Genomic DNA, 24,638 nt, shown 5'->3' with positions numbered 1-24,638 from the left:
TACGCCATGAACTCACCCATCCAGGCTGTTCAAGCTCCCTACGGCGGCGATAGCTTCTACCGAACACCGCCACCAGACTTACCGTCCCTGATTTTAAAGGAGCGGATTGTCTATCTGGGAACGCCCTTGGTGCCAGAGGTAACGAAACTAATCATCGCCCAACTGCTGTTTTTGCAGTACGAAGATCCAGAAAAACCGATCAAAATCTACATCAATTCCACCGGCACCTCGCGTTACGACGGCGAACCTGTTGGCTTTGAAACCGAAGCCTTCGCCATCTGCGACACGATGAACTACATCAAGCCGCCCATTCATACCATCTGTATCGGTTCGGCAATGGGAATGGCGGCAATGCTACTCTCTGCTGGGACTAAAGGCTATCGCGCTAGCCTGCGCCATGCCACGATTATCCTGAACCAGACTAAGAGCTACGCTCGCGGTCAGGCGACGGATATTCAAATCCGAGCCAAAGAAGTGCTGGCTAATAAGACAACGATGCTGGATATCCTATCGCGCAATACAGGTCAGACCCCTGAAAAAATTGCCAAGGATATGGATCGACTCTTCTATATGACTCCGGAGCAAGCTGTGGAATATGGCTTGATCGATCGGGTTCTAGAGTCCAAATCAGATTTACCAACACCACTTCCCGCTGGTGTCATCTGAAGAATTAAAAATTAAAAATTAAAAATGAAGACTATTCAAATTTTTAATTTTTAATTTTGCATTTTTAATTCTTTGGATACGAATTTTCACTTTTTACGAACGGAGTTCTACATTATGCCTATTGGCTACCCTAGAGTTCCCTACCGGATGCCAGGGGGACAATATACCGAGTGGATTAACATCTACGATCGCCTTTACCGGGAACGGATTATTTTCATGGGCGAAGATGTTGATGATGAAATGGCTAACCAGATAATTGCCGTGATGCTTTATCTGGATTCGGAAGATCCGGGCAAGGACATCTATCTCTATATCAACTCTCCGGGTGGCGTAGTCACTTCTGGCATGGCGATTTATGACACCATGCAGCACATCAAATCAGATGTGGTGACAATTTGTGTAGGCTTAGCGGCATCAATGGGTTCGTTCCTGCTGACCGCTGGGACAAAAGGTAAGCGTCTCGCTTTGCCTCACTCGCGGATTATGATTCACCAACCTTCTGGTGGTACGCGGGGACAAGCCACAGACATTGAGATTGAAGCGAGAGAGATTCTACGGATTCGTCGCCAGCTGAATGAGATTTATTCTCACCGGACGGGTCAGCCTATTGAGAAAATTGAGAAGGACATGGATCGTGACTTTTTCATGTCTGCTCAAGAAGCGAAGGAATACGGTCTAATTGACCGCGTTATCGAAGAACGTCCGAAGTAAGGAGTGATTAGCTGTTAGCTGTTAGCTGCTTGACGGGTGGGTAGTCGCAATTGTAAACTTGGGCTTCCAACAAGATTCTCAGAAGCTAATAGCTAACCGCTAAAAGCGAAGGGCTAGAAATAAACTCCCGACTATCAACAAAGATTAAAGCCTAATCGATAGATGATTCCTCTGATGAACCTCGCAGATTGTTACCGGGTGTTGGGGTTAAGATCAGGGGCATCTTTTGCAGAAATTAAAGCGTCTTACCGACGTTTGGCACGGCAGTATCATCCCGACGCAAATCCTGGCGATCGCCAAACGCAAGATAAATTTATAGAGTTGACGGAGGCTTACAAGTTCCTCCTCAGTGTAGTAGATAAGTCTGAGACGGTTGAGAAAGTATCCAATCCAGAACAGACAGCTGCACCGCCTCCTCAACCTTCCGTCACGAAGGTGACTCGCAAAGAGACGCCCAAAGAAACGCCCGTTCAAAAACTCCCAGACTTGTCGATAACTGAGCAACAGCTGAAGTGGAGTTCTTATCAGCAGTTGCAGCAGTTGCTGAAAAATCGCCGATTTCCCCGCGCGATCGCCCTCATCGAAGGACTCGCCCAACGGCTGCCAGAAGATCCAGAAGTGCGTCAGTGGCAAGCGATCGCTTATCAACGTTGGGGGCGTCAGCTGATCGCTGAAAAGCAACTCGAAAAGGCAAGAATTTATCTAAAAAAAGCCCTGAAAACCGACCCCCACAATCGCTCTCTCTGGGCAGAAGTGGAACGAGATTTTCGCCGTTTAGAGCAGATTTTTTAGCTTTACTTCGCTGCAACCAAATATCTTCAATTGGGTTCTGCTTGGGATTCTTTGGGAGCAAAGCGAATGCAAGTGATTTTCCAGTTGGACTCCTCGAAGCCTTGATTAACCGACTCCAAGGACTCTCTCACCGCTTGTGAGCCATGATAGATAGGTGGCTCCATCTCAAATCAGGGCAATGGGACTGTTGGGACATTTGTCTAGGAGATACTTGAGAAAAGCAATCATGCCCTCAGAATTGCCTGCCTCAGCTGCTTGAATCAGTTACAAGGATATTGCACGCGAGAGTAAGCACCGCTATATAAAGCGACTCCTATAGCAGTCGTATTTGAGTTGTGATGATGCTAACGGTTCAGATCGCCGACTTCTTAGCGGGGATCTCGCCTTCAGGAACAATTTAGGATTGCTATAACAGATAATTTATTAAATAAATATTAATTGTGAAAATCGTTACTCTAGACGCATTTTCGCCCTAGCCTCTCTTAAAAACGGAACCTGAAATCTGGCCGTCTCTACCAAAAATGTAGGTTAACGAGATTCAGATTTTCTTTATAAATGTCCTCTCACCCATCAATAACCGTTTGTTTGGGAAGGGAAGGATTTTATCCAGTGCCTATAATGCTTGACAGCAGATTGTTTTGAGCAATGTTGCAATTGCTTAATCTATGGATAGTTGACGCTTGTATTTATGTTAAGCAGCTTCATAACTTTTTATGATGAAATGCAATGTTTTAAGTGGATATCGTACAAGTTATAGCTCATTGTAAAAATCAGATCGCATACTTTATAAAGACAGAGAAATTTTGCTTTTGAAATGGTTCCTCAAAGGAAATACTTTATGCAACCCTTAAATTCACCAGTTTCAGCCTGTCGCTATTGTCAATTTTATAATCCGATGGGACGACGTGGCGGCTGTTGTCAAACTCTTGGCGTAACCGTTCAAAGTGGATGGCAAGGTTGTCAACTGGGAATTCCTCGGTTTAAAATTCCCTACGAATGTTCCCAAGAAGATTCGCAGAAACGAGTTGAAGCAATTGTAATTTAAAATACAACAGAAAAGAGGAATCTGAAACAGTCTGAAAGTTAGAAAGCCAATTTTTTTTATTTCTCCTTTAATAGCACGCTTCTGTTTGACGGGTTGCCGGAAACTGAAAAAGCAATTTTCTCAATAAGAATCTATGCATTGCAACCCGTCTATAATGGCAAGCCCATGAAAGGAGTTCTTCAATCGTTTAGTTTTTCCCTTTTAAATAGTGCGATCGCTGATTAACCCGTTAATACGGGTTTTTTTGGGTATTATTCCGTACATCGGATAAATGAGCGATCGCTTTCCGATACAAGTCCAAAACCCGCCTGGCCTCTTTGTCTGAAAATCGTTACACTTTCCCCTCTGCCAAGTTTTGTAATTCCTGCTGTAGAAAATTTCCCCATTCCGCTGCAAGGGGAATCTCAGTAAAGGGGATTTTCACCGAAGCGGCTGGTGCAAAGACAAATTCCAGCGAAGCGACACGACCTTTACTGGGCAGTGCTTCTAAATCAACTGGCTTGTCATCTACTAGCAGCCGAATCGCTTTAACATCCTTTAAGGAAAACGTTTGCACCTCCACTGGACCTTTGCGCGTCGGTTTTCCCCAGGTTAAAGTGCTGTCATTTTGAGCCAACACTGCATAGATATCGTACTTAGATCGCTCAAACTGCTGTGCCCAGACGCGATAAGCTTCAACTTTTTGATACTCATTCCAGCCTTGCCAAGCCAGCCAGATAAACGCTGCCAGTAGGGGCAGCCACAACAGACCTCTTTCCATTGTCGGATTTTCGCTCTTTAACTATTCTGATATCTTGCAGCCTAACAGACGATTGCATCTATCCTTGGTTAGCTCCCCTTCGGCTATCTGCTAAGTATAAATACTGGATCTAGATTTGCCTAAAACCGTCGAAAGGTTTCTCCAGAAGCTTCCCGATGAGAGTAAATTGCCCAAAGGCTTGAATAAGGCTTTACCAATACTTACCAATACCAACAAAGTCCGCCCAGCTCTTTGAGAGGCGCTTCGCGCTTCGGAAACTCAATTTAGCCTGCCTCACTGGCTTTGTTTCGATAAAAGCTCTCACAACTTCCGCCCCTTTGTCCTGAACGAGGCATTACGCATAAGTCCCAGCTTGTTGTCTTCCTGATGCTTCTCCCGTACAGATGCGCCCTTGGGTTCTCAGTTTGAGGGTGAAGTATTCGTGCCTTGTACAAGTCACTTCAACCCAAATCTTTCTGCGCCAATGCTTTACCCCTACATGATTTCAACAGAGGCGGGTAATGCATCGTTCTTCTGAAGAGGGGTAAAAGGGTTGGTGTAGCCGCAACTACAAGTATCGGTAGGTATTTTGGCGCTCATTACGCTGCACCCAGTTTCTAGCTGCGATCGAGATCACAAAGCTGGAAACAGCCAGTCACATTTGGTGAGCCAATCCCATCACTCAAACTTGGGGATTTCAAGCAAATATTTGCAGCAATAATGTCACATTTTACTATAGGTTTTTATCACTAGAGAATCTTAATAAAACCTTCATAATTAAAAACATCGAATTCAACAAACTAAGATGCAATCTCACATTTATCTACGTCAAGTCATTATCGAACAAGTGATTTATCAAATATTTACTATTAGTCGAATTTTTCGTATGGCTCAACCAAAGTTGATGTTAACGTTATCCTCTAAATATTTAATTAATATAAGATTTTAATTGAAAATTATTTGATATTATTCAGTTTACAGCACTGAATAATAGATCTGATTAAAAAAATAATTTCATCATAATTATTTCAAAACGACAAAAATTTTATGAGTCATCTACTACTAAAAGCTACAGGAATATTCATCTTTATATTTGGGTTACAACTGCTCAATATTCAATTGAACTTTATCATCAGAACTCCCGATAATACTACACAAAATCAAACCTACGAACCCCCAAATCTAGGATTCTCGGACGATAATAATCAAGGCGCAGGAACCCGCTAACGACAAGAGAATGCCTCCCTCACCTCAAACTGAGTATTAAATAGACGCTCATCGGCTGAAAACCCACAAGTCCTTCAGTAAGAGTAAAAATAGGGTTCTTTCGCTTCAAGAGAACTTTTGCCACAAGCAGCCTGATTCGTATCGCTGATTACTGCAAACGAGCGGTATTACTCCAACAAACAAAAATTAATAACTAAAAACTAAATACACCACGGGGCAGATGCATGAGTTATCGTGGGGAGAAACTGGCGCTCACAAGACGGGTGAATATGAGAAAGCTTTTGATAGCGTGCTTGTTTTTATTGGGGGTAGGTTTTGCCCTGTTTAACTTCAAAGGACTGGCAGCACAAGGTGAGTTTGACTCGATTGTGCTAGATTTCCGCGAAGACGTACCAGCAGAAGTGGTGCAAGAACAGGTGCGATCGCTAGGCGCTCAGTATAACAGCGAATTTTCCGAGTCAGATCAGTTGTATATCATTAAAGGCGATCGCAACCTGCTGAAAACTCTAAAAAAATCGCCTTTAGCCAAAAAAACCGAATATATTGAACCGAATTATGTCTACAAAGCTCTGGAAGTCCCCAACGACCCAGAGTACAGCAAACAGTGGAACCTACGGAGTATCAACGTAGAATCTGCTTGGGACGAAACCAAAGGCGCAGGGATGACAGTTGCCGTCATTGACACCGGCATCAGTCGCGTTCCTGACCTGAAAGATACCAAGTTTGTCCAAGGCTACGACTTTGTTAACAACCGAGACCAAGCAGACGACGACAACGGGCACGGCACCCACGTTGGCGGTACTGTTGCCCAAGCCACCAATAATGGCTATGGCGTCGCGGGTATTGCTTACGAAGCCAGCCTTATGCCTTTGAAAGTGTTGAGTGCAGAAGGCGGCGGCACCGTTGCCGATATTGCTGAAGCCATCAAATTTGCTGCCGATAACGGTGCTGATGTCATTAACATGAGCTTGGGCGGTGGTGGCGAAAGTCAGGTAATGCAAGAAGCGATTGATTATGCCTACAACAAAGGCGTCGTCATCGTAGCCGCAGCAGGAAACTCTAATGAGAATTCTGCCTCCTACCCAGCTCGATATCCCCACGTTATCGGTGTTTCAGCAATTGATTCTGCCGGTGAAAAAGCCTTTTACTCCAGCTATGGTGCTGGTGTGGATATCTCAGCCCCTGGTGGTGCAATCACCGAAGAAAATCCATCGGGTGGGATTCTGCAAGAGACCATTAGTTATGACGAAAACGGGAAGCTCATCCCCACTTTTGCTGCCTTCCAAGGCACTAGTATGGCGTCTCCCCACGTTGCCGGTGTCGCCGCTTTAGTGAAAGCCTCTGGCGTAACCGAACCGGAGGAAGTATTGGGTGTCCTCAAAAAGTCGGCACGGGTAATTTCAGATGACCCTCTCAACTACTTTGGGGCTGGTCATCTCGATGCTTCTGCGGCTGTAAAACTGGCGGTACGCGGGCAAATTACCTTCCGCGACTTCTTCCGCTGGTTGCGCGATAATGGCTATCTCAATCCTCGCTTCTGGATTGATGGCGGTGCGGTGGCACTGTTACCTAAGATTGCGATGGTATTAGGTTCTTATGTCCTTGCCTGGTTCTTGCGGAATTATTTCCCCTTTGGCTGGAGTTGGTCGCTAACCAGCGGTTTAGTCGCCGGGAGTTCTGGATTATTCTTCCTGCGCGGCTTCTATATTTTCGATCTTCCTCAGTGGCCTTTCCGGATGATGGGCAGTTCGATTCCCGAACTGGGCAATACGATTCAAGGCAGTGGTTTATTGAATCCCATCTTCGCCAGCGTGTTGATTCCTTTTGCATTAATCGCCTTGCTACTGGGACACCGCAGTTGGAAGTGGTTTGCGATCGGCTCGACCTTGGGCGTGGCATCCTGTTTATTAGTGAGTGCCGTAGCAGATCCGGCGATGTTGTGGTTAGGTCATGGCGCGATCGCTAAGATATTCCTAATTACTAATGCCCTCCTGTGTATCGGACTCGCCTATTTATCCAGCAAAGGAGAAGGGCAAACAGCATGAGCATCAGCGTAGAAGGCACTATCGAACGCAAGGGACTTGGTCCAGGCACCTGGGCGCTAGTCACACAAGAGGGTGAAACCTACGAACTCCACAAAGCTCCAGAAGATTTACGCAAATCGGGACTCAAAGTGAAAGTCAAAGGTGAGGTGCGAAAGGACGTGATGACCTTCGCGATGATTGGCCCGGTTCTAGAAGTTAAATCTTTTGAGGAAGTCAGTTCGGATTAGCCATGAGCGATTAGCGGTTGGTCATTCGTTAACAGCGAATGAGCGATCGCTAATCTGCCTTCTGCTTCTCGTTATTTCTAGCACAGTGGCTCTCCCATCGCGGGGTTGAGGGATGGAAATGCCAAGCAACTTGTGTCAGTTCCCCCCTAACCCGCCTTTGAAGCCGGGAGAAATCCAGAAAGTCCTACAGCGCCTAACGAACCGAAAAAAAAATCCCCGGCTCAAACCGGTGAGCCAGGGGATGTCAATCAGGGTGCATCTACCAATCTACTCTTCTAAAGGATTCCTCAACTATCCGGATTAAGTTGGGGTAAATTTAACGATTAAATTAGAATAAATAGAAATTTTCTCCCCCTTTCCCGGAATCCATCAACGGCATCAGCGTTCAAGAAAACGAAACTGCCCTTCATGGAAACTTTAAGTAACTTGAATCTATCTAGGAAGAAAGGGAAACAGTTCCTCCTCCAGGTAAGAAAAGCAGCTAGAAGGTTCTAACTGAAGCAGGAGTGCATAGTAGCAGTGGCTCAGGAATTTCATATCTCTGTAAATCCCTTAGGGGAAAGTAAATATTGGGTGCGGACAGAATGGGTTGCCGCACCGGGTGCCGTCCCATTTGCCGAAGAGCAGGTAACGTGGCAAGTAGAGGATTGGTTAGCTCAGGCGAGGCACCTGATGAATGACCCTTTGCTGATGGCTTTGTCTCCCAGCGATATTTCTCGCTCGGGTTCCCCGAACCGAGAAGCCACCCAATCTTCCCTTAACTTGGTGGCGCTGGGGCAGCAGATGTACGATGCTTTGTTCCAAGGGACGCTGCGAGATAGTTGGATGATCGCGCAAGCGATCGCTCAAGATCGGCAAGAAGTATTGCGGCTGCGCTTGGGATTAAAAGATAGTCGCTTACTGAGCTTACCTTGGGAAGTATTGCACGATGGCGATCGCCCCTTGGCAACTGGAACCGATGTTGCCTTCTCCCGCTACCAGATGAGTACAAGGTTGAGAAGTCCCACCGTTTCGTTAGGTTCTGGGTCAAATCAACCGGCGGTGCGAATCTTGATGGCGATCGCTGCCCCCAACGACCAGGAAAGTTTGGCGCTCAAACAAGAAGTCAGCCACCTGCAAGCAGAACTGAGTCACCGTTCCCGGAATGGCTTACCCGAAATTCAACTCACTGTTCTGGAGCAACCCGGTACGGAGCAGCTGACGCACGAGCTGGAACAAGGTCAATATCAAGTTTTCCACTACGCAGGTCATAGCGACCAAGGAGCCTACGGCGGCAATCTCTACCTCGTAAGCCGCCAAACCGGGCTGACGGAGATGTTAAGCGGAGATGACTTAGCGGGGTTGCTCGTCAATAACGGCATCCAGCTCGCAGTGTTTAACTCCTGTCGGGGCGCTCATACCGCCGCTTCAGCTCCCAGCGACGGTGCCGCAGAGGGAAATTTGGCAGAAGCGCTGGTCAAACGCGGCATCAAGAGCGTGCTGGCAATGGCAGAACGCATTCCGGATCAAGTCGCTTTGACCTTGGCACGGCGGTTTTACGGCAATCTGAATCAAGGTTATCCGATTGACCTCAGCCTGAGCCGAGCGCGGCAAAGTTTAATTTCTACTTACGGTTCTCGCCAGCTTTACTGGGCTTTACCGATCCTCTATCTTCACCCGGAATTTGACGGTTACTTGACACCAGGTCATCATGCCATCAATGCCAAAGCAGAGCGACTTCAGTTGCCTGACGCTTCTGGGGCAGACATTGCTTGGGGAGGAATGCTGAATCCTCTCTCTAGGGAGGAAGAAGCGGTCTTCACGGCAGCGCCGACTGGATCTCGATCCGGTTTCTTAACCACCGACGAGGCTTTAGACTCCTTAGAGGATGACTTCTACGGGGATGACGATCCCGACTGGACCGATCCGGTTGATGATTTGGAGTATGACGATATTGGCTACGAAGACGACTCGGCTTTGGTTGCGGATCTGTTTCGCCAGCTAAAGCCTGAAGTAGCAGCAGAGACACCGAGGGAAACTGAGGTAGACCAGACAAGGGACAGACCTGTAGAAAGAGAAAATCAGACAACGATCGCCCCTCACCCGCCCAGCGAGTCGAAAACCCCCCCCCAACCCGTCGCCGCAGCGATCGCTGCTGAGTCAGCAACGAAAAACGCGGGATCGGGAGAATCGCTACTGGGATATGCCGCCGGGAACCCCCGGCTGCGATTTTGGCAGCGTGGTGAAGGGAAGAAGGGACAGCGACAAGGCAAGCGTGCCCCACTGATTTTGCTGGCGTTAGGCTCGACGATGGCGATCGCGCTTTTGGGTTTCTGGTTATTGCAACGTCGTCCGCAACCTTCAGACTTGTTGTTCTCTCAGGAGAATACCTCAACCTCACTTCCGGCGCTCCCTAGCCCCAATCTCAAAAATGTCAATCTCCAGAAAGCCAATACCCCGACTGTCACGGCGATCGCCATTGAACAATTCAGTCAAAATAACTTATCCGCCGCCGGGGTAGCTGTAGAAGAACTGCTGAACCGAGGAGCGTTACAGCAAGCCCAAGGGGCGCTTGACAATGTTAACAAACAGAAAATCGACGACCCAGCCATCAGCTTCCTAAGAGGGCGTCTGGCGTGGCAGTCTGTTCAAACTGGCAGTAAGGATTACAGTTTGGATGATGCCCGTCGATTTTGGGAGCAAGCGGTCAAAAAGCAACCTAAGTCCGCTAAATATTTGAATGCCCTAGGGTTTGCCTACTATTTAGAAGGGAATCTCGATCGTGCTAACCAAATTTGGTTTGATGCTTTTTACTTGATAGAAGAAAAGCAAGCTACTGTTGCTGGCTCGGTTGCCCAACAAGAAGCTTTGACAACTTATGCCGGATTAGCAATTGGGCTGACCAAATTAGCTGCATCTCAACCTGCTGATAAGCAAGCAAAACTTTTGGATGAAGCCCGGAAGCTCCGACAAAAGGCGATCTCAGAAGACCCGGTTAACTTCCAACCGGAGGCCCTAAGTAAAAACTGGCTCTGGACAGAAAAAGCAATTAAAGATTGGAGATCGCTACTTTCGACAAGTCAAAAGTAATTCCCGAAAAAACATCTACTTGCACGTTGAATTTTAGTAATTAGTAAAAAAATTTGAGTTTTGAATTAAGAATTTTTTTCTAACTCAAAACTCAAAAGTTTTATAGTAATTACTTTTTGAGCAACGCAGAGAGAGACTGTCGCTTTCGCAGATCCATGATTTCTGCCAGACTATCCTCGCCCCAATCCAGAGGATGATTTTCTTCTGGAGGCACCACCGTTACCTCAGTCATCCCATAATTTGTCATCATTAGGGGCACTTCTTGAGGTTTAGAGAAGCCTTCTGCCGGTTGTGGCGGCATGGGACGACGCTTTTGCTTTTGAGTCGGGCGGCGTTGTTTTTTGCGGACGCTTGCAGTCGGCTTTGACCGTTTGAGAGATTTACGCTGCGGTGAACGACTCAGGTTTAGCGCTATCAAAAGCGTTCCAGTGACAAAGCCCAAGGCGATCGCACCATACAACCACCGTGGCACTTCCTGTTGCTTTCGAGCTTCCGGAACTTCCGGCACCGCTGTAAAACCGGGCAACGGGGTTCCAGATGGCTGACTGGTTGTGAAGCTTGGCAGTAGTGATGTCTCTGGTTCTGGAACCGTCGTTTCGGCAGGCATCGGTTCAACAGATTTAGATTCCTCCTGCTCGATGGGGCCTGTACTAAATAGACCTAGCGCTGCTACTGCTGCGATGGTAATCATGGACGCCCACAAACCGCCCCAAAAGGCGAGTGGGTACTTCTGAACCATCTGGTACAGGAAAACAAGGCTAAAGCGCTGTATAGGAGGCTTATCGGGCTGATTGAGCATTGAACGCCCTCAACTAGCACGGCTGATTGATATTGGGTAATTTATATCAAAGTTTTATCAAATTTTGAAAAACTCGGTATAACTCACTAGAGGCAGATTTTAGCAAAAATTGCCTGCGATCTTCCAAAAAAGAAAATATAGTAACCCGGACAAAGAGATGATTGTGGCAGCCAAGAACCAGAGATTTTGGAGATTTCAGAGTTCTCAAAGCAGAGAATTACTTATCCCCAATCCCCAAATACAAATTTTGGTAACAATGGGATTAAGCAGACATCCAACCGCAGGTACTGATTCAAGACAAGACACCTGCCTATGATAAATGAATGCGATAGACTAGCTACTCGACAGGGCACAGGGAGGATAGATAAAAAAATGGGCGAGCAGTTTACGCCTGCAATTGAAGAAGAGCCATCAGAAGAAGAAATTGTGGCACAAAGTTCATCGAATCGCCGTGGCACCTCCGGTGCCCTTGCCCGGAGAAATGCAGGACGGGAAAAACATGATATGGCTTTAACTCGGCTAAGCCGTGAAAGCTTGCCCCAATCCTGGTCAATAGAAAACAGTGAGAACCTGTATCGGATTGAAGGTTGGGGTCAACCGTACTTTTCGATTAATGCAGCCGGTCACGTTACAGTTTCTCCCAAGGGAGAGCGCGGTGGGTCTTTAGATTTATTTGAACTGGTCAACGCCCTGAAGCAGCGCAATCTGGGGCTACCACTGCTGATTCGCTTTTCAGATATTTTAGAAGACCGGATTGAGCGATTAAATGCTTGTTTTGCGAAAGCGATCGCGCGTTACAACTATTCCGGTACTTACAAAGGTGTCTTTCCGGTCAAGTGCAACCAGCAGCGGCACTTGGTTGAGGATTTGGTGCGATTTGGTAAACCCCATCAGTTTGGCTTGGAAGCTGGCTCAAAGCCAGAGATGATGATTGCTTTGGCAATGTTGGATACGCCTGGGGCATTACTCATCTGCAATGGCTATAAAGACCGAGAATACATCGAAACGGCGATGTTAGCGTCTCGACTGGGGCAAACGCCGCTGATCGTTTTAGAGCAGGTTGAAGAAGTACAGCTGTGTATTGAAGCCAGCCGTCAGTTGGGCATTAAGCCAATTTTGGGCATCCGGGCGAAGCTGAGTACCCAAGGCGTGGGACGCTGGGGAGGATCTACGGGCGATCGCGCTAAATTTGGTTTGACCATTCCCGAAATCATTCACGCGGTCAACGAATTACGAGACGCTGACTTGCTGGATTCGCTGCAATTGCTGCACTTCCACATTGGCTCTCAGATTTCCGCAATTAATGTCATTAAAGATGCCATCCAAGAAGCTAGCCGGATTTACGTCGAGTTAGCCAAGCTGGGGGCTGACATGAAATATCTCGATGTCGGCGGCGGTTTGGGCGTGGATTACGACGGTTCTCAAACCAATTTCTACGCTTCCAAAAATTACAATATGCAGAACTATGCCAACGATATCGTGGCAGAGTTGAAAGAAGCTTGTGCCGAACACCAGTTACCCGTTCCCACGCTGATTAGCGAGAGTGGGAGAGCGATCGCTTCCCATCAGTCGGTGCTGATTTTTGATGTTCTCGGCACCAGCGATGTCCCATCCGGGGCACCCGAACCCCCAAAAGAGGGTGAATCGCCGATTATTAATTACCTCTGGGAAACCTACCAATCTATAAACGAAGAGAATTTCCAAGAGCTATACCACGACGCCGCTCAATTCAAAGAAGAAGCCATCAGCCGATTTAATTTGGGGATTTTGCGCCTCACCGAACGAGCCAGAGCCGAGCGTCTTTACTGGGCTTGTTGTGAAAAAATTCTAGCGATTACCAGGAAGCAGGAATACGTTCCCGACGAACTGGAAGACCTAGAAAAAATTATGGCTTCCATCTACTATATCAACCTGTCTGTCTTCCAATCAGCGCCGGATTGTTGGGCAATTGACCAGCTGTTTCCCATCATGCCGATTCATCGGCTGGATGAGGAACCAACACGGCGGGGAATTTTGGCAGACCTCACCTGCGACAGCGATGGCAAAATCGATCGGTTTATCGACCTCAGAGATGTCAAGTCGGTTTTAGAATTGCATACGCTGAAGCCTGACGAACCCTACTACCTGGGGATGTTCTTGAATGGAGCTTACCAGGAAATTATGGGTAATCTGCACAACTTGTTTGGCGATACCAACACGATTCACATTCATTTGACACCCAAGGCTTACAGGATTGAACATGTCGTCAAAGGTGACACCATGAAGGAAGTCTTGGGTTACGTACAGTACGATTCTGAGGATCTGATTGAGCAGATTCGTCGGCTATGCGAACAAGCGCTTATGGATAAGCGCATTACCATTCAGGAATCCCAGCGATTGCTGCAAAACTACGAGCAGAGTCTCAGTCGGTACACTTATCTGTCGTCCTGATGAGTAATGAGAAATGGGTAGAGAATCCACTTGTGACCCACTACCCATTTCCCAATGATCGCTGACCGATGATTTAAATCGCTTCCATCCCCAGCAGATCGGCGATCGCTTGCCGTTCTGCTGGCGGATTAGAGGGCAGAACTTGACGAGCATCGTTAATCAGCCAATCGAGGGCGGCGGCTTGGACATCAATCGTGGCACCTGTCTTATCCACGCAGTAACGTCCGAACACCAGCTTATCGACTAAGCGCACTCCTGGGCCTAGGCGGGAGTATTCAAAAATCACGCTATTTTCCACCTTGGCACCGCTGCACACCCAGCAATTGGGTCCGATGTAGGTGGGACCGACAATCTTGGCTCCATCTTCAATGCGTGTCATGGCACCAATGTAGACTGGGCCTGTGATGTCAACCTTGTCCCAGTTCACCGCTACATTTAATCCGGTATAAATACCGGGAGCCACTTTCTGTCCGGGAATTGCCACATTTTTGACTTCTCCCAGTAACACGCTGCGAATTGCCTGCCAGTAGTCTGGCACTTTGCCAATATCCACCCACTGGAAGTCCATCGGGATTCCGTAGAAAGGCGCACCCATTTCTACCAGTTTGGGGAATAACTGACCCCCGATATCGTACTCCTCGCCAGAAGGGATGTAATTTAAGATTTCTGGCTCGAAAATATAAATCCCGGTATTGATATTGGTGCTGAGCGCTTCCTCCACTGATGGTTTTTCTTGGAAGGCTTTGATTCGTCCCTCTTCATCGGTGACGACGACTCCATAACTGGAAACCTCATTCTGTGGCACTGATTTCATCACAATCGTCGCGATCGAGCCTTTTTCTTTGTGCCACTTCACCGCTGCGGTCAGATCCAAATCGATCAACGCATCTCCGCACAGCACCACAAAGGTGTCATCAAAAAACGGAGAAAAATCTTGGATGCGACGCATCCCGCCAGCAGAACCGACCGCTTCGCCGATCAAGTCGCCATTTTCTTCAATCCGGCCTTCAAAGGAATAGCCAATTTGCACCCCAAAACGCTGACCATCCCGGAAATAGCTTTCAATCTCGTTAGCAAGGTGGCTGACATTGACCATGATCTGGTCAAACCCATGCTGCCTGAGTAGTTCCACCAAGAACTCCATCACTGGTTTTTGCAGAATGGGAATTAAAGGTTTGGGAATGGTGTAGGTAATCGGACGAACGCGGGTACCTTTACCAGCCGCCAGAATCATGGCTTTCATGAATATTTTTTCCTCAACCTAGGCCACTTTGTTTTCGTGCAATTTAGCTGTACCCCATCCCTTCACTGGAGGCAAGGGATGGCTGGTCAAATATTTTAGTCGATTGACCTTGTCGATATTCTAGATGTTTCTCACCCTAGCGTTTAATCAACATACCGGCAGGAACTGAATGCGCCCCTGTTACAGTACAGAATCATCGCTACAGCGTTCGGATTTTTAGGTCTTGGTAGAACTCCTCTTGGGCTAACTCTACCTTAGACTGAGCAGACAGGAGTAACAGCGCCCAAAAAACTCCCACTCGGTCATTGTGTTTCGGCGCAGTTTCCACCTCTTCAGGCAATTGATGCGCGTTTAACGGTGCTGACCGTTGTTTTACCCCTGCCCATAACTCTAACAGCTGGTCTAATTCCAGCCAATCCTGACCGGGGGACATTTGGGGCCAATGACTGCTCAAAAACCGATCTAGGTGAGCTGCGGTTTCGGTCAGATTTTCTTGGTGAGCGAGGGCAGCGATCGCGCGGGCGGTTTGGGAACGAGACTGGGAACGATAACTTGGGTCTTTAATCGCGTTTGGGCCAGCAGGTTTTTCTTCCAGTACCGTGGCTATTTGCTGTAGCTGTTCGATTAATTCGTGTAGGGTTACACGACGAGTTTGGGGAGGCATTGCTGTCCCTCGGCGTCGCAAATGGCGCTCCAACCGCGTTGGCAATTGTCTGGGATCGGCGGCGGTGTCGTCCAGCTCGTCCTCAGTGGGTTCGAGATTGTCTGGGAGCGATTGCGAAAACAGGGTATCCGCCTTGAGCAATACCAGCATGGACGCATACAGAAACGCCTGCCCGGATTGGGACAGCTCTACTTCAAATGTGCCAGAGAGCTTCTCCCCAGCTTTCTCCAATTCCAATAAGCATCGATCGATCGCCTCAATCACCTGGACATCCCAAGGGTCGATTTCTCCCCGCTGAGCCAAATCGATTAAAAGGGCGATCGCTTCCTGGGCTGGGCCAATGGTCATCGGCATAAACTCAAGCTCAAATGAAGCTAAATTGATTAGGCAAGGGATTCCTGTTCTTTTGCTGCCGCGAGACTTGCTAGCTTCCCTCCAACTACCTCTGTGTTTTCAGTCTGGAGGGTCGCGTTTAAGGGCAGACTTTGTCTCTCTTCAATTTCTGCCTTGTAGTGTTCAATATTTTCCTCTAATTCTTGGATGCGCTCGTCTTTGGCTCGCATCTGACGCAATTGTTTTCCAGATTCTAGACTTCGCAGCAACCGCGCCCAGATACTAAAAATCCACGCTAAGACAGCTCCAAGACCCATCGCCAGAATCAGTTCAATACACAAGGGCGCTTGCACTTCGACACCTTGAACAATCTGAATAGCGGCAGGTTCGGTGTTTTCTAAGCTGAATAAAACTAGCGCTAGTAACACCGCGAAGATCAGCAAAAAATTAATCTGTCGCATCAATGAACTCCTAAACAATGCAGATCCCTTGCCAATTTCACAAAGAAGAACGAGATGAGTTTGATATTGAACAATGAGAAGGATTTGAGCCTCACCTATCCTACTCTACGTCCATGCCAAGTGCATACACTCTTCAGTTTTGATTGAAATCTGGAATCGAAAACCTGCAATTGTTAATATTGTCTGAGTGCAGGAGCGATCGCGCTTATTCTGTATAAAAACTAGAAGCGGATTTCTCCTCATTGAACAAAAATAAAAGTTTTTGAATGACCCAGGCTAAATAATCGTGGGTATCGTGCAGAATCTTTGTTAAGTTTGCCAGCGCATCCTCGCTTAGTTTGTCGTACTGATAGCTTTTCGGGCGGTATCTATTTTAATAATCTTTCAACTGTCATTAGGGTTTCGGGAAACCGTCTCTGTCGTCACAACGGAGGGCTGACGCAAAAGACGGAGAGTATCGATAGTGTCCTTGATTGTACCTGCAAGGGGCACAGACACGAGAACTCCCAGCAGTCCCGCTATCTGACCGCCGATCAATAAAGCGATAAAGATCCAGATCGGATTGAGTCCGGTGAAATCGCCCATTAACTTAGGAGCAAGGACGTTATCTTTGATCTGCTGCATGAAAATCGATGCGATCGCGACCCAAACGGCTAACCAAAAATCTTGAAGCATCACCAAAAGCGTCACCATCCCAATCCCCAAGGTTGCACCGATAAAGGGAATGAGTTCGGCAACCCCAATTAACAAACCAAACAACAGGGCAAACGGCAGGTTCAGAGTCAAAAAGATTGGCGTCAGCGTTGCCATCATAAACAGTCCTAGGAGGACTTGCGTAATGAAAAAGTTCTGAAAGTTCAGACGCAGGGATTCGCTCAACGGCAGACCGATCTGAGACGGAAGGAGATTAAACAAACCCTTCCACAAGCGATCGCCATACAGCAACATATAAAACGCCAGCACCACCACAAACACGACATCGATTAATCCGGTCAACGTCCCTAGCGCCACGCCAAACGCCTGACTCGCTAGAGCTTGCGCTTGGTTTTCGATCCGAAAACTGACGCGACGGCTAAATCCTTTAAGATCCAAAGGCAAACGACGAGTTTTTGTCCAGGCGTCCAACTGATCTAAATTTTGATTGCTTGCCTCTAACCAATCTGGAATATTTTTGAACAGTTGAGTCGTTTGATCTACCAATATCGGGACAAGAGTCACGCCCAAAATGACAAGCACCGCTAAAGTCACCACCAAAACGATAATTACCGCCTGTGTCCGCTTGAAGCGAATCCGCTCTAACACCCGCACCGGGTAATTGAGTAAAAAAGCCAGAATTGCCGAAATGGTGAGGATGGTAATTAAATGCTCAAAATAGCGAAATATCTGGGACAGAACCCAGATATTTAAAGCCACAATCGGGCCGGTCAAACCGAGAATCAGCAGGCGTTGAAGATTGGCTGAACGGCGCATCGCACTCACAACCTGTAGCAGTGGCTCCCTGGGTACTCGTAGAACGACTGGCTAGACTTTCCACTCTAACCCATAGCCAGTCTAAAGTCTAAAGTCTATGAATATAGCCGCAAGCGATAAATTTTTTTGTAGGATGTATGAAAACTGGGGTCAAGCAAGACTTTAAAATACTTAAATTAGGGATTGAAAAAATATAAAGATGGATACAAGCGTAGCCGATCTGCGTAAAAATTACACCCGATTTGGACTGAGCAAAGCGGATAGCGACCCCAATCCCTTTCAACAATTTAAAACTTGGTTTGACCAAGCACGGGCAGCTGAGCTTCTCGAACCCAATGCCATGACTGTTGCGACTGTTGGGGCTGATGGCAAACCTAGCGCCAGAATGGTTCTACTCAAAGACTTCGACGAACAAGGCTTCGTATTCTACACGAACTACGAAAGTCAAAAAGCACAACAACTCCTCGTCAATCCGTGGGCGTCCTTAGTCTTCTGGTGGGCGGAACTGGAACGCCAAGTGCGGATTGAGGGGCAAGTGGAGAAGGTTTCAGATGCTGAATCAGAAGCTTATTTTCACAGCCGTCCGCTCTTAAGCCAATTGGGGGCTTGGGCTTCGCGGCAAAGCCAAGTCATTGAAAACCGCGAGGTACTTGAGCAACGCTTACAGGAACTCAAAGAGCAATATGAAAATCGGGAAATTCCTCGACCGCCCCATTGGGGAGGCTTTCGAGTCATTCCTACAACAATTGAGTTTTGGCAGGGGCGTCCGAGTCGGCTGCACGATCGCTTGCACTATCGACGTGGTGACGATGGCAACTGGGTAATTGAGCGATTATCACCTTAAGAAAGAATAATTTTAGAAAGCCCATAAAAACAGGCAAACCCTATCTTTATAAGCAATGCTTATAAGCAATACGTAGGGTTAATTTTTGTGTATTTCTCCTTTCTTCCGAAGCTGACCGAGTTGGTAAATGGCTGTCGGGTCTATTCCTCTTGGATGAAGCCTTTTCTCAAAATTCTATCTAGAGCTGTAGGGAATTATTCTTAACTTGCCTCATGATTGGGTGGAAACAAAAACACTGACTTGTGCTGTTGTCGGTCAGCGGTAAATACTCAATTTCTAAACTTGTTGTTGGAAATTTATTGAAGAAAAAAGTGTTTTTGGAATAGTGCAAGTTTTCCTCATGAGTGCGTCATAACAAGACATCCTGTAACGGAGGGAGAACAGGAAATTGATGAATACAATAGCCCCACAGCGTCAAAGATTTTTACGCCCAATGGCGCTGCTGCTTTCAGCGTTACTAATGGTTCCGTTTTTAAATGCTTGCGGTGAGTCGCAGACTAACACTCCACCGCCACCTGTTGACGATACGCGGGGTGGAACAGTGACAAATCCTCCCCCCACCAACCAACCCCAAGCCAAGAAAGGATTATCAACGGGTCAGAAAGTGGCAATCACTTTGGCGGGAGCGGCGGCACTTTACTATCTTTACAACAAGAATAAGAACAAGCAACAGCAGGGGGCGCAGGGGAAATACTACCTTTCTAAGAACGGTCGTGTCTACTACCGGGATGCCCAAAATCGGCCTCACTGGGTAACGCCGCCACCCGGAGGAATTCAAGTTTCGGAAGAGGAGGCACGGCAGTATCGTGACTTCCAGGGCTATAACAACAGACCCACAGGGCGCGACCTGAGAGGATTGGCTGAAGCGAATGCCCCGATTCCTGCACAGTAAGCGCACAGTAAGCGCTGCTATCTCTGGGTTGCAGATATGCGATCGCACGACCAGCCATAAAAAGCGCCAAGATACACAACGGCAATGAGGAATCAATCTGTACCCTCTACACAGCCGTTTCACACAGTAATTGAAAAAGGAGACAAATCATGGTAGATGGGTTTATCAGAAAGATGCAGGATGCCTTGCTTGGTAACGACCAAGACGCGACCAACTACGACGATCGGGAAGTCCGCCCCGCGAGTGAAGACCCCTTTGGCGATCCAGGAAATTATGGGCAGTATGGCGATGTCCGCCCTGCAAGCGAAGATCCCTACGGCGATCCTGGCTACCAAGGGCAGTTTGGTGATGTCCGTCCCGCTAGCGAAGACCCCTTTGGCGATCCAGGAAATTATGGGCAGTTTGGCGATGTTCGTCCCGCCAGCGAAGATCCCTACGGCGATCCAGCAGATTACCAAGGGCAGTTCGGAGATGTTCGTCCCGCAAGCGAAGATCCTTACGGCGATCCGGCAGACCAGGAAAGTAGCGGCTGGTAAGCTAAAGCTGTTAGCAACTAGAAGTTGCACACAATCGTAAAAAAGCAAGTAAAAAGGCAGTAACGGAATTCGTTACTGCCTTTTTACTAAATGTAGGGAGTTGAAAAAAAACAGACCTTACCGTGTTTAGATCAAGGGAGAATTGTCGTAATTGGCTAATAGATCGGCGGGGTGATCGTAGATAGCGATCGCACCCTTGAGTTGATTATCGTCAAAGCCACCAGAACGCACCGCAATTACACCCACACCAGCTTTATTTGCAGATTCAATATCGTAGGGAGTATCGGCAATCATCACTACTTGATTGGGTTCCATTTGCATCTTCTTCAATGCTGCTTCCACGATGTCTGGTGCTGGTTTAGAGGCATCGGCATCGCTAGAAGTTGTCGCTTCATCCAGTAGATCGTCAACTTGTGCGGCTTTCAGCAACGGGGAGAGTTCTTGACTTGATGCAGAGGTAGCGATAATCAGCTTTAATCCAGCCTCCTGCATTTTCAAGATCAGGTCTCTTGCGCCGTCTGTAGGAGACAGTGTTGGTGCAAAGCGGTTGACCATTAGTTCTCGACGCTTCTGAGAAACGGCTTTCCCATCTCCGTCTTCGTCATTTAATTCCGGCACCATTGCTGGGATGACGTGATCGCCACCCATCCCAATCAGCGGTCGAACTTTATCGAAGGGTACCTCATAACCATACGTTGCAAATCCCTCAACCCAAGCTTGGGCATGAGCATCATTGCTCAGAACCAGGGTACCATCGATATCTAAAATTACGCCTTGCACTGTCATGGTTGTATTACCTTTGGATTTTGGTTGTATTTGTCCCCCTTTTTAAAGCGGGATTTTCTCTGCTTTGATTCCTTTCAGCCCCTGAATCGGGGCGAAGAAAAAACGCGATCGCTAATCTCTTGAGGCTACCGCTGGCAGCACTTCTGGGTCATCATCCAACGAGAGGAGGAATTGAATGATATCGGTCTGATCTTGGGGAGTGAAACCCGCCTCCGTGTCTACCCAATAAGCGTGTCCGCTGCCGTCTACATTCGACTGTTGTAAGTCAGAATTCGCCCGGTTAGCGGCTACCGTTGTTTCGCGCAGGTTGCGATCCAGCAGCACTCGCAAACTTGCGCTGGGATCGGGCTGGATATTGTTAAGCAACGTACCTGCCATGCCTAGTTGATTGGGATCGGCGACTTTAAAGCCGTCTTTATCTCGCTTCAGTGCTTCGGAACTAGCTGCCACACCGCCATCATGGAGATAAGGTGCAGTTACGGCAAGTCCAATTAAGCTAGGTACCTTGTAACCACCGGCTGGGTTGCTGATGGCAAAGGCTAATTCTAGCGATCGCTGTGGCGTGATATCAGTCGGCACTGACAGCACCGGCGGATCGGGCGGCAAGGGGACTGGGACGTTACTAGGATAAGTTTGGGGTTCTATCAAGATGCGGGCAAAGGGTGCTTGCGCCGGACCCCGTGAGGGCTGAGTTCCAATCTCATTTGCTGCAATTACTTCATGGTTGGTGAAGTAGCGTCCGCTATGACACTCAGCGCAACCAGCTTTTGAGAAGATGGCTGCACCCCGCTTCAGGGTGTCTGTGCTTGCAGTTTGAACGGGTGGCGGTGCCAAGCTATTCTGAAATGCGGATATTCCATTAAGTTGTTCGCCGACCGGGAATCCTGGTGAGTTTGCCATCAACCCATCCAAAATAAAAGGCGAACCTTTCGGGTATCCAGGCATCTTAATTACCTGGTTCATTCCCGGTTCCCCTGGTGTGGGATCGATTTTTTCAAAGAATTCTGATGGTTTTGCCCCTTCTGGCAACCGAAAAGCTTGATTGGCTGAATTTTGAAAAATAATTCCCAAATAAGTTTCTTTGTCAATATTTAGTAACGCTTGGCTGGAATCAGCCCCGGTTGTGGCGTCGGAATTGGTGCCGTGAACGTTGCTGTTGAGGGTAGTCAGTCCGTGAAACCAGCCAATGGCAGCGTTTCCACTCCAGCCGTAGGGCCAAGCTTTGTGGGTATAGGAGGAAGGATTTTGGGAGGGATTGTTGACCATGTTGCCGGTAGAATCAAAGTTCCCCGGAGGCCAACTGAGCAAATCGGCATCGACGGCATCTTCTACGGCTTGGACATCTGGGAGACGGGCGATTTCCCCATCAGCGTTGATGTAAGTGCGATCGCCTAAGGGAAGTTTAGTGGGATTCACACCCGTCTGGCGAAACATGGCGGCGGAGTTCGTAGCCATTGCCAAGACTAAGCCGGGATCGACATCGTTGTTCGGCGCACCTTCGATAACGCGCCCACTTCTGCTATCAATTGCTGCATGACACAAGGCGCAGGTGATGCCGACTCGAACCTTCCCCTTCTCGATGCTGGTACGCATTCCCAGAGGCAGAATTGAACCCGCAGGCACGTCCATTCCGGTATTCAGTAAGGTTCCGGCGGTAAAAGTTCTGCCGCCGATGGTGACATCTTTATCAATGGGAATCTGGAGGTTGGTGGTATGTTTCCCTCCCAGTCGCGCGATCGCTTTCGTCATCGTTACCAGGTTGATTGGCCCATTCAGCGCCCCGACAACATCGGTCTGAAATACCTGATCTTTAAAAGTTTCTGAGTAAAAAGCTTTGCGTCCCAGGTTAACTAAGTCCTCAGTAACCGCAACTGCCCCATTCTCCGGTGAAAGTTGCTTGCGCCCTTCCTCCGTTTGCAGCAGACTTTGGGCTTCGTCTTTGGCGATCGCGTATCCCAACACATCATAGGAACCGATCTCCTGCGGTGCAGGGTTCGTAAGGGGTGTAAAGGTGTTGTAGAGGCTGGGTGTTGCGGGAATCGCTAGCTCAATTTGAAAAGCCAAAAAGCTGATGACAACGAGAACTAAAGCTAGTAGGAAAAATGGGCGCGGTACCTTCGGCAACACCTTCATCGAACGCACGATGCCTCGCAAATCTATCAATTACCTCCGCTACTTTAAAGGGACAAACGCCGTCTCTCGTCTGTCTGGAGGCTGAACCGACTGAGTGTATATTTTTACACTCAAGAAAGCAGAGGTTTTTCAACACAATTAGCACAATCGCGATCGCGTGTTGTTGATACAGTACATTCTTAGGATGATTTTGTCAGCAGTGGAAAGCCCACGAACTGCCGCAAGGCGGGGCTTTCCACTGCTGCTGTCACAATTTTTGACAGCGGCAGGAAGGTTACAAATAGACCTGATTCCTCAAATTCTACTGCTCCCGCAATCTACGATTAAATTGAATTTCTAAAAAGTCTCAATAACCCAATAATCACCACTTTATCGGCTTATTCGCTATCTAAAACTGTAGTCCTAGCATTGCTTCTGCCATCAGGTAGATACACTCTTTTAAGCAAATTGCCTAGATTGAGCAGTGATCGGGCAGTAGGAGAAGTAGCGTGACCCAAGATAAAGCTGGATTGGGAGAACAAACGCTTAACAAGCTAGCAGAAATGGCGCTGGCAAGCCAACTGGGAATAGTAGAAGAATTAAAAGTTCAGATCAAGACGGATCTAAGCAAACTTGCCCGTGGGGAAGTTGATTTTATCGCTATTAATATCAATGGTCTAGTTATACAAAAGTTTTTGCCATCGGAAGAATTACAAATAGAAATTAATCGGATTAGTGTCAAGCCTCGTCTTGCCCTAATCGGCAAGATCAAATTAACCAAGCCTTCTGAAGGAACACTTCGCGTTGTTATCAGTGAAGAGAATCTTACCCATGCCTTCAATTCTGAATCTTTTCAGGAACATTTGCACCAGAGTCAAATTTTTATTGAGAATAAAAACCTAGCGATCCATATCCAAAAAGTAAACTTTTCTCTACTATCAGACGGCAATATAGCTTTGAAGTCCGAGCTAATTCTGGATAAAACTGGACAAGTTCAGCAACTTTCCTTCACAGCCACACCTCTTATTGGAGCTGAGGGGCAAGAAATTGTCCTCCAAGATGTGAATTATTTAGAGGGGAAGGAACTCCCACCACAACTAACAGATGTTTTGGTCGCACAAGTGAGCGAAGTTTTAAGCCTGCGTGACTTTGACAAAAAAGGGATGTCACGGCAATTTCAGCAGATTGATGTAGTGGCAGGTAAGTTAACTTTGCAAGCCGCCATTCATATTGAGAAGATTCCTTCCTCTTAAGCCGACATTACACAAGTTTGAGTAAATTTTTGTTTACAAATAATTTTAGTGTTTAAAGTTACAATTTAACTTAACAGGACTACCATTCTTTAGCTAGAAGTAGAAGTGAATTAGTAGCAGGTACTTTAGTTACTAACAGGCTAACAAGGGATTATTTCTCTGAATTTTTTAATACCCGAAGCCAATAGGTCTATTTTATCCGGTTCTGCGCTCCTGTTATTGATTTTGGTTTAGAAGCTCCCAGTCTTATGATTTTAATCTCCTAAGTAGCATCATCAGTTAACCGACTGGTTG

The 24,638-nt window shown here is 47.5% G+C and carries 21 protein-coding genes; 13 read left to right on the top strand and 8 right to left on the bottom strand.

The features are described from left to right. Positions 1-6 precede the first annotated feature (6 nt). The 4 genes from NDI44_RS01355 (at position 7) to NDI44_RS01340 (ending at position 3,214) form a co-directional block, all read left to right on the top strand. Positions 7-666 carry an ATP-dependent Clp protease proteolytic subunit gene (locus tag NDI44_RS01355; protein WP_190413108.1) on the top strand — a complete coding sequence of 220 codons (660 nt, stop codon included), beginning with the start codon at positions 7-9 and terminating at the stop codon, positions 664-666. Between the two features lie 114 nt (positions 667-780). Further along, complete coding sequence (locus tag NDI44_RS01350; protein ID WP_190413106.1) at positions 781-1,377, top strand: ATP-dependent Clp protease proteolytic subunit; 597 nt, start codon at positions 781-783, stop codon at positions 1,375-1,377. A 174-nt stretch (positions 1,378-1,551) separates the two neighbouring features. After that, positions 1,552-2,169 carry a J domain-containing protein gene (locus NDI44_RS01345; RefSeq protein WP_190413729.1) on the top strand — a complete coding sequence of 206 codons (618 nt, stop codon included), beginning with the start codon at positions 1,552-1,554 and terminating at the stop codon, positions 2,167-2,169. Between the two features lie 838 nt (positions 2,170-3,007). After that, positions 3,008-3,214, top strand: coding sequence for a hypothetical protein (locus NDI44_RS01340; protein WP_190413102.1), 207 nt, complete (start codon positions 3,008-3,010; stop codon positions 3,212-3,214). Between the two features lie 331 nt (positions 3,215-3,545). Here the strand turns inward: NDI44_RS01340 and NDI44_RS01335 are convergent, their stop codons facing one another. Then, positions 3,546-3,974: a hypothetical protein gene (locus NDI44_RS01335; protein WP_190413100.1), complete on the bottom strand. Its 429-nt coding sequence runs from the start codon at positions 3,972-3,974 to the stop codon at positions 3,546-3,548. Between the two features lie 1,026 nt (positions 3,975-5,000). Between NDI44_RS01335 and NDI44_RS01330 the strand changes: the two genes are divergently transcribed. The 4 genes from NDI44_RS01330 to NDI44_RS01315 all read left to right on the top strand — a co-directional run bounded on the left by NDI44_RS01330 (position 5,001) and on the right by NDI44_RS01315 (position 10,521). Further along, positions 5,001-5,180 (top strand): hypothetical protein, encoded by a 180-nt coding sequence (locus NDI44_RS01330; protein WP_190413097.1) that lies wholly within the window; start codon positions 5,001-5,003, stop codon positions 5,178-5,180. A gap of 269 nt (positions 5,181-5,449) precedes the next feature. Beyond that, positions 5,450-7,225: a S8 family peptidase gene (locus tag NDI44_RS01325; protein WP_190413727.1), complete on the top strand. Its 1,776-nt coding sequence runs from the start codon at positions 5,450-5,452 to the stop codon at positions 7,223-7,225. Further along, the gene (locus NDI44_RS01320; RefSeq protein ID WP_190413096.1) at positions 7,222-7,452 is read left to right on the top strand and encodes a hypothetical protein; all 231 of its coding nucleotides are present in this window, start codon (positions 7,222-7,224) and stop codon (positions 7,450-7,452) included. Before NDI44_RS01325 ends, NDI44_RS01320 begins: the two co-directional genes overlap by 4 nt. Before the next feature lie 519 nt (positions 7,453-7,971). After that, a complete protein-coding gene (locus NDI44_RS01315; protein ID WP_190413094.1) occupies positions 7,972-10,521 on the top strand; it encodes a CHAT domain-containing protein in 2,550 nt (849 codons plus the stop codon). 109 nt (positions 10,522-10,630) lie between these two features. Here the strand turns inward: NDI44_RS01315 and NDI44_RS01310 are convergent, their stop codons facing one another. Then, positions 10,631-11,320 (bottom strand): hypothetical protein, encoded by a 690-nt coding sequence (locus NDI44_RS01310; RefSeq protein ID WP_190413092.1) that lies wholly within the window; start codon positions 11,318-11,320, stop codon positions 10,631-10,633. A 372-nt stretch (positions 11,321-11,692) separates the two neighbouring features. Here NDI44_RS01310 and speA point away from each other — a divergent pair, with 372 nt between their 5' ends. Further along, positions 11,693-13,750, top strand: a complete 2,058-nt coding sequence (gene speA, locus NDI44_RS01305) for a biosynthetic arginine decarboxylase (RefSeq protein WP_339380229.1) — start codon at positions 11,693-11,695, stop codon at positions 13,748-13,750. 73 nt (positions 13,751-13,823) lie between these two features. On the opposite strand, the gene NDI44_RS01300 is transcribed toward speA, so the two are convergent. From NDI44_RS01300 to NDI44_RS01285, 4 genes are all read right to left on the bottom strand, one after another. Continuing rightward, entirely contained in the window at positions 13,824-14,993 is a 1,170-nt protein-coding gene (locus NDI44_RS01300) for an NDP-sugar synthase (RefSeq protein WP_190413091.1), read from the bottom strand. 199 nt (positions 14,994-15,192) lie between these two features. After that, positions 15,193-16,005 carry a ScpA family protein gene (locus NDI44_RS01295; protein ID WP_190413723.1) on the bottom strand — a complete coding sequence of 271 codons (813 nt, stop codon included), beginning with the start codon at positions 16,003-16,005 and terminating at the stop codon, positions 15,193-15,195. Between the two features lie 35 nt (positions 16,006-16,040). Further along, entirely contained in the window at positions 16,041-16,451 is a 411-nt protein-coding gene (locus NDI44_RS01290; protein ID WP_190413090.1) for a LapA family protein, read from the bottom strand. Between the two features lie 384 nt (positions 16,452-16,835). Next, the gene (locus tag NDI44_RS01285) at positions 16,836-17,921 is read right to left on the bottom strand and encodes an AI-2E family transporter (protein WP_190413089.1); all 1,086 of its coding nucleotides are present in this window, start codon (positions 17,919-17,921) and stop codon (positions 16,836-16,838) included. Between the two features lie 199 nt (positions 17,922-18,120). On the opposite strand from NDI44_RS01285, the gene pdxH reads away from it, so the two are divergent. The 3 genes from pdxH (at position 18,121) to NDI44_RS01270 (ending at position 20,193) form a co-directional block, all read left to right on the top strand. Then, positions 18,121-18,765 carry a pyridoxamine 5'-phosphate oxidase gene (gene pdxH / locus NDI44_RS01280; protein ID WP_190413088.1) on the top strand — a complete coding sequence of 215 codons (645 nt, stop codon included), beginning with the start codon at positions 18,121-18,123 and terminating at the stop codon, positions 18,763-18,765. Between the two features lie 391 nt (positions 18,766-19,156). Next, the gene (locus NDI44_RS01275) at positions 19,157-19,657 is read left to right on the top strand and encodes a hypothetical protein (protein WP_190413087.1); all 501 of its coding nucleotides are present in this window, start codon (positions 19,157-19,159) and stop codon (positions 19,655-19,657) included. A gap of 149 nt (positions 19,658-19,806) precedes the next feature. Continuing rightward, a complete protein-coding gene (locus NDI44_RS01270) occupies positions 19,807-20,193 on the top strand; it encodes a translation initiation factor (RefSeq protein WP_190413086.1) in 387 nt (128 codons plus the stop codon). Between the two features lie 126 nt (positions 20,194-20,319). Here the strand turns inward: NDI44_RS01270 and NDI44_RS01265 are convergent, their stop codons facing one another. Together NDI44_RS01265 and NDI44_RS01260 are read right to left on the bottom strand one after the other, a co-directional pair. Beyond that, complete coding sequence (locus NDI44_RS01265) at positions 20,320-20,979, bottom strand: HAD family hydrolase (RefSeq protein ID WP_190413085.1); 660 nt, start codon at positions 20,977-20,979, stop codon at positions 20,320-20,322. A 111-nt stretch (positions 20,980-21,090) separates the two neighbouring features. Beyond that, the gene (locus NDI44_RS01260) at positions 21,091-23,112 is read right to left on the bottom strand and encodes a hypothetical protein (protein ID WP_190413721.1); all 2,022 of its coding nucleotides are present in this window, start codon (positions 23,110-23,112) and stop codon (positions 21,091-21,093) included. Positions 23,113-23,600: 488 nt separating this feature from the next. On the opposite strand from NDI44_RS01260, the gene NDI44_RS01255 reads away from it, so the two are divergent. Next, positions 23,601-24,344, top strand: coding sequence for a DUF2993 domain-containing protein (locus NDI44_RS01255; RefSeq protein WP_190413084.1), 744 nt, complete (start codon positions 23,601-23,603; stop codon positions 24,342-24,344). Positions 24,345-24,638: the final 294 nt, after the last annotated feature.

It is taken from the genome of Trichocoleus sp. DQ-A3, assembly GCF_039961975.1.
In the GTDB taxonomy this organism is placed as follows: Bacteria; Cyanobacteriota; Cyanobacteriia; order Cyanobacteriales; family FACHB-T130; genus FACHB-T130.
Note: the sequence above shows the minus strand (reverse complement) of the source record. Positions and strands in the feature narration are given on the sequence as shown.

Coding starts and splice junctions, on each gene's coding strand:
- NDI44_RS01265 (WP_190413085.1), bottom strand. CDS start 20,979: ATGACAGTGCAAGGCGTAATTTTAGATATCGATGGTACCCTGGTTCTG.
- NDI44_RS01290 (WP_190413090.1), bottom strand. CDS start 16,451: ATGCGACAGATTAATTTTTTGCTGATCTTCGCGGTGTTACTAGCGCTA.
- NDI44_RS01325 (WP_190413727.1), top strand. CDS start 5,450: ATGAGAAAGCTTTTGATAGCGTGCTTGTTTTTATTGGGGGTAGGTTTT.
- NDI44_RS01310 (WP_190413092.1), bottom strand. CDS start 11,320: ATGCTCAATCAGCCCGATAAGCCTCCTATACAGCGCTTTAGCCTTGTT.
- NDI44_RS01275 (WP_190413087.1), top strand. CDS start 19,157: ATGAATACAATAGCCCCACAGCGTCAAAGATTTTTACGCCCAATGGCG.
- pdxH (WP_190413088.1), top strand. CDS start 18,121: ATGGATACAAGCGTAGCCGATCTGCGTAAAAATTACACCCGATTTGGA.
- NDI44_RS01260 (WP_190413721.1), bottom strand. CDS start 23,112: ATGAAGGTGTTGCCGAAGGTACCGCGCCCATTTTTCCTACTAGCTTTA.
- speA (WP_339380229.1), top strand. CDS start 11,693: ATGGGCGAGCAGTTTACGCCTGCAATTGAAGAAGAGCCATCAGAAGAA.
- NDI44_RS01285 (WP_190413089.1), bottom strand. CDS start 17,921: ATGCGCCGTTCAGCCAATCTTCAACGCCTGCTGATTCTCGGTTTGACC.
- NDI44_RS01350 (WP_190413106.1), top strand. CDS start 781: ATGCCTATTGGCTACCCTAGAGTTCCCTACCGGATGCCAGGGGGACAA.
- NDI44_RS01340 (WP_190413102.1), top strand. CDS start 3,008: ATGCAACCCTTAAATTCACCAGTTTCAGCCTGTCGCTATTGTCAATTT.
- NDI44_RS01330 (WP_190413097.1), top strand. CDS start 5,001: ATGAGTCATCTACTACTAAAAGCTACAGGAATATTCATCTTTATATTT.
- NDI44_RS01270 (WP_190413086.1), top strand. CDS start 19,807: ATGGTAGATGGGTTTATCAGAAAGATGCAGGATGCCTTGCTTGGTAAC.
- NDI44_RS01355 (WP_190413108.1), top strand. CDS start 7: ATGAACTCACCCATCCAGGCTGTTCAAGCTCCCTACGGCGGCGATAGC.
- NDI44_RS01300 (WP_190413091.1), bottom strand. CDS start 14,993: ATGAAAGCCATGATTCTGGCGGCTGGTAAAGGTACCCGCGTTCGTCCG.
- NDI44_RS01345 (WP_190413729.1), top strand. CDS start 1,552: ATGAACCTCGCAGATTGTTACCGGGTGTTGGGGTTAAGATCAGGGGCA.
- NDI44_RS01320 (WP_190413096.1), top strand. CDS start 7,222: ATGAGCATCAGCGTAGAAGGCACTATCGAACGCAAGGGACTTGGTCCA.
- NDI44_RS01295 (WP_190413723.1), bottom strand. CDS start 16,005: ATGACCATTGGCCCAGCCCAGGAAGCGATCGCCCTTTTAATCGATTTG.
- NDI44_RS01335 (WP_190413100.1), bottom strand. CDS start 3,974: ATGGAAAGAGGTCTGTTGTGGCTGCCCCTACTGGCAGCGTTTATCTGG.